3 protein-coding genes and 1 pseudogene are annotated in these 2,877 nt (G+C 67.2%); all 4 read right to left on the bottom strand.

Annotated elements, in window-relative coordinates; genetic code table 11:
• Positions 1–276: pseudogene (locus VF662_RS05530) on the bottom strand (hypothetical protein); the annotation flags it as partial.
• Positions 277–348: 72 nt separating this feature from the next.
• Positions 349–966 carry a hypothetical protein gene (locus VF662_RS05525; protein WP_464138798.1) on the bottom strand — a complete coding sequence of 206 codons (618 nt, stop codon included), beginning with the start codon at positions 964–966 and terminating at the stop codon, positions 349–351.
• On the bottom strand, positions 963–1,235 hold the full coding sequence (locus tag VF662_RS05520) for a PadR family transcriptional regulator (protein ID WP_464138797.1): 273 nt from the start codon (positions 1,233–1,235) through the stop codon (positions 963–965). Before VF662_RS05520 ends, VF662_RS05525 begins: the two co-directional genes overlap by 4 nt.
• 180 nt (positions 1,236–1,415) lie before the next feature.
• Positions 1,416–2,877: putative bifunctional diguanylate cyclase/phosphodiesterase (locus VF662_RS05515; RefSeq protein ID WP_464138796.1), on the bottom strand; the 1,462-nt coding region annotated here is incomplete at its 5' end.

Below are 2,877 nucleotides of genomic sequence, written 5' to 3'. Positions count from 1 at the left end.
GAATCCGCCGCCTCCGTTATAGCCGTTGAGGTCAAGCGCCGCGTTGAAGGGGCCGAAGCCCAGCAACGTCACATTGCTTCGGCGGCAGCGCATCTCGGTCGTGTCCTCGCGGCAGCTGGTGAAGCCGGAGCGGAGCGCATCGTCGAGGCTGCCGCTGATCGGCAGACCATCAAAGGAGGCCGGAGGCGGCGGCGGCCGATCGGGACCTCCGCACGAGACACACAGTAAGGCCGCCGTCGCCAGCGCGCCGCGCATCGCTTGCAGCTTGATCGACATTGGCCGCCTCCGCTGATGCCGGGCCGGTCCGGCTGGATTCGTCCGGGTGGAGCCGGCCAAGGTGAGGAACCGCTAGGCGGCCGCTTCCAGCCGGCCGCCGAAGAAGCGCCTGTGCCATCGTGCCAGGGCCGATACGCCCGCGAGCTCGACGGCCAGCGCGCCGGCGAGGAGGAGTACGGACCCGTAGTGAAGGAAAACCACGGCGGTGAAGACCAGGAGCGCCATGGTCGAAGCCGCGATCAGCATTCCCGCCGCGGCGACGCCCGACCAGTCCCGTTCGAGCACAAGCCAGGCCAGCCGGAGCTGGATCGCGGCCATCCAGGCGACTAAAGCGGCGAGCGGAGGGATGGCCGACAGGTTGGCGTCGCTGAGGAGAACGCCGTTCGCCGGGACGATCTGCCGGAGCTGAAGAAAGGGGATCTCCCCGCTTATGCCTGAGACCAGCAGCGCCGCGGTCGGAACCATGATGGCGAAGGCGAGGAAGTGACTCGCCAGTGAGAACCGGCCTTCCTCGTGCGCCGGCAGCTCCCGCAGCGCCGCCAGCAAGCAGCCCGCAGCGAAGCTCAGCGACTTGCCGTCCCGCATTGCCGCTTCGAACTCCGCCTGCATTGCGCGCGCCCACTCGCGCCGAGCCTCGCCGAGGCAGCCGGCAGCCAGGGCAATCAGCGCCCGCGACAGCGCCGCCGTCATGATAGCGAGACCTTGAAGCCGGGTGGAGATCCGCTCTCCTCCGCCGCTCGTGCGGAGGAAAGGCCGGCAGCCGTGAGCCGGTAGGCGTGGCGGGCGGGTCTGCCGGTCTGCGCCGGCTCCCGCCACTCCGCCTCGACCAGACCCTGTTCGGCCATCCGCATCAGCAGCGGGTAGAGCGTTCCGGAGAGGAGCCCCGTCTCCTTCATGAGATCATATCCGTGCCGCCACTCCAGGGGGCGCTCGGCCAGCGCCCTCAGGAGCGAGAGCATCTGCCTGGATGGCCGGCGGCTACGTACCATTGCAACATTACAACATATGTAGACTTATTGCGCAAGCCCGGTTGCGGCGGTAGGGATTGGCGCACCTCCGGAGGCGGGGCCAGCCGCAGCCGGGCGTTGGAGGACGAACCGGCCCCTGCCCGCAGCCGCCGCGCGGCTGCGGTTCGCGGATCAGGCGCTGAGGCGGGCCTGGGTACCGTGCACCAGCTCGCTCGCGCGCTCGTAGCTCATCGGGCGGCCGAACAGGTAACCCTGGATCTGGTGACAGCCGAGGTCCTTCATCCGGGTGAAGTCGTCGGCGGTCTCGACGCCCTCGGCGGTGATCGTCATCCGGAAGCTCTTCGCGAGCTGCACGATCGACTGGATGATCGCCACCGTCTCCTTGTTCTTCGCCGCTTCGCGGACGAAGGAGCCGTCGATCTTCAATTTGTGGAACACCGCCTTGTTCAGATAGCCTAGCGAGGAATAGCCGGTGCCGAAATCGTCGAGCGCGATGCCGACGCCGAGCGCGCGGAGGCGTTTCAGAACGTCGAGCGAGCCCGCCGTATCCTCGAGGAACACAGTCTCCGTCACTTCGAGCTCGAGCCGGTTGGCCTGCACGCGGTGCTTGGAGAGAGCGGCGTTGACGGTGGCGGGAAGCGCCGGGAGTACGAGCTGGCGGGCCGAGAGGTTGACCGCGACCGAGATATGCTCGGGCCAGGAAGATGCGGCGCGGCAGGCTTCCTCGATCACCCAGTCGCCCAACCCCATGATGAGGCCGGTCTCTTCGGCGAGCGGGATGAAGTCGTTGGGAGGCACGATGCCGCGGGTCGGGTGGTGCCAGCGGATCAGCGCCTCGAAGCCGACCAGGCTCTGGTCGTGGGCTGCGATCAGCGGCTGGTAGAGCAAGCGCAGCTGGCCGTTGCCGATCGCGTTCGACAGATCCTGCTCGAGCCGCATGCGGTGCTCGGCGACACTTCGCATGTCGTCGTTGAAATAGCAGCAGGTGCCGCGGCCCTGGTTCTTGGCCTGATAGAGGGCCATGTCGGCCTTCTGGATAAGATCGTCGACGCTCTGACCGTCGATCGGGCCGAAGGCGCAGCCGATCGAGACGCCGATGCGGATCTCGACCTTGTCGATATGGTAGGGCGCGGCGACGCTTTCGATCAGGCGGCGGGCGAGATTCTCGATCACCTTGCGGCCCTGAGCGTCGCGGATCACGATCGCGAACTCGTCGCCGCCCATTCGGCCGACATGGCCGGCATCGCCGACTTCCTTGACGAGCCGCTGAGCGACGCTCTTCAGCACCGCATCGCCCTTGGGGTGGCCGAACGTGTCGTTGACCGGCTTGAAGCCGTCCAGATCGAGAAACATGATCGCGCAGGGCACATTCGAGGATTGCGCGGTGGAAAGCGCTTCGCCGAGCAGCTGGCGGACCCGGCCGCGATTGGGAAGGCCCGAAAGCACGTCCATGTTGGCGAGGTTGGTAAGTCGCTCCTGCGTCTTCCTCACTTCGGTGATGTCCGAGCCGACGCCGCGGAAGCCCTGGAAGGCGCCGGACATGTCGATGATCGGATCGCCGGCAAGGCTGATCCAGCGCGTGCCGCGGCGGGTGCGCAGCTCCATCTCGAGATTGGCGAAAGGCTGGCGTGCG

It is taken from the genome of Allosphingosinicella sp. (assembly GCF_036387215.1).
GTDB lineage: Bacteria > Pseudomonadota > Alphaproteobacteria > Sphingomonadales > Sphingomonadaceae > Allosphingosinicella.
This window is presented reverse-complemented; position numbering and strand designations above follow the sequence as displayed.

What these genes read in the sequence shown, in the direction of transcription:
- VF662_RS05525 (WP_464138798.1), bottom strand. Translation starts at nt 966, where the DNA reads ATGACGGCGGCGCTGTCGCGGGCGCTGATTGCCCTGGCTGCCGGCTGC.
- VF662_RS05520 (WP_464138797.1), bottom strand. Translation starts at nt 1,235, where the DNA reads ATGCTCTCGCTCCTGAGGGCGCTGGCCGAGCGCCCCCTGGAGTGGCGG.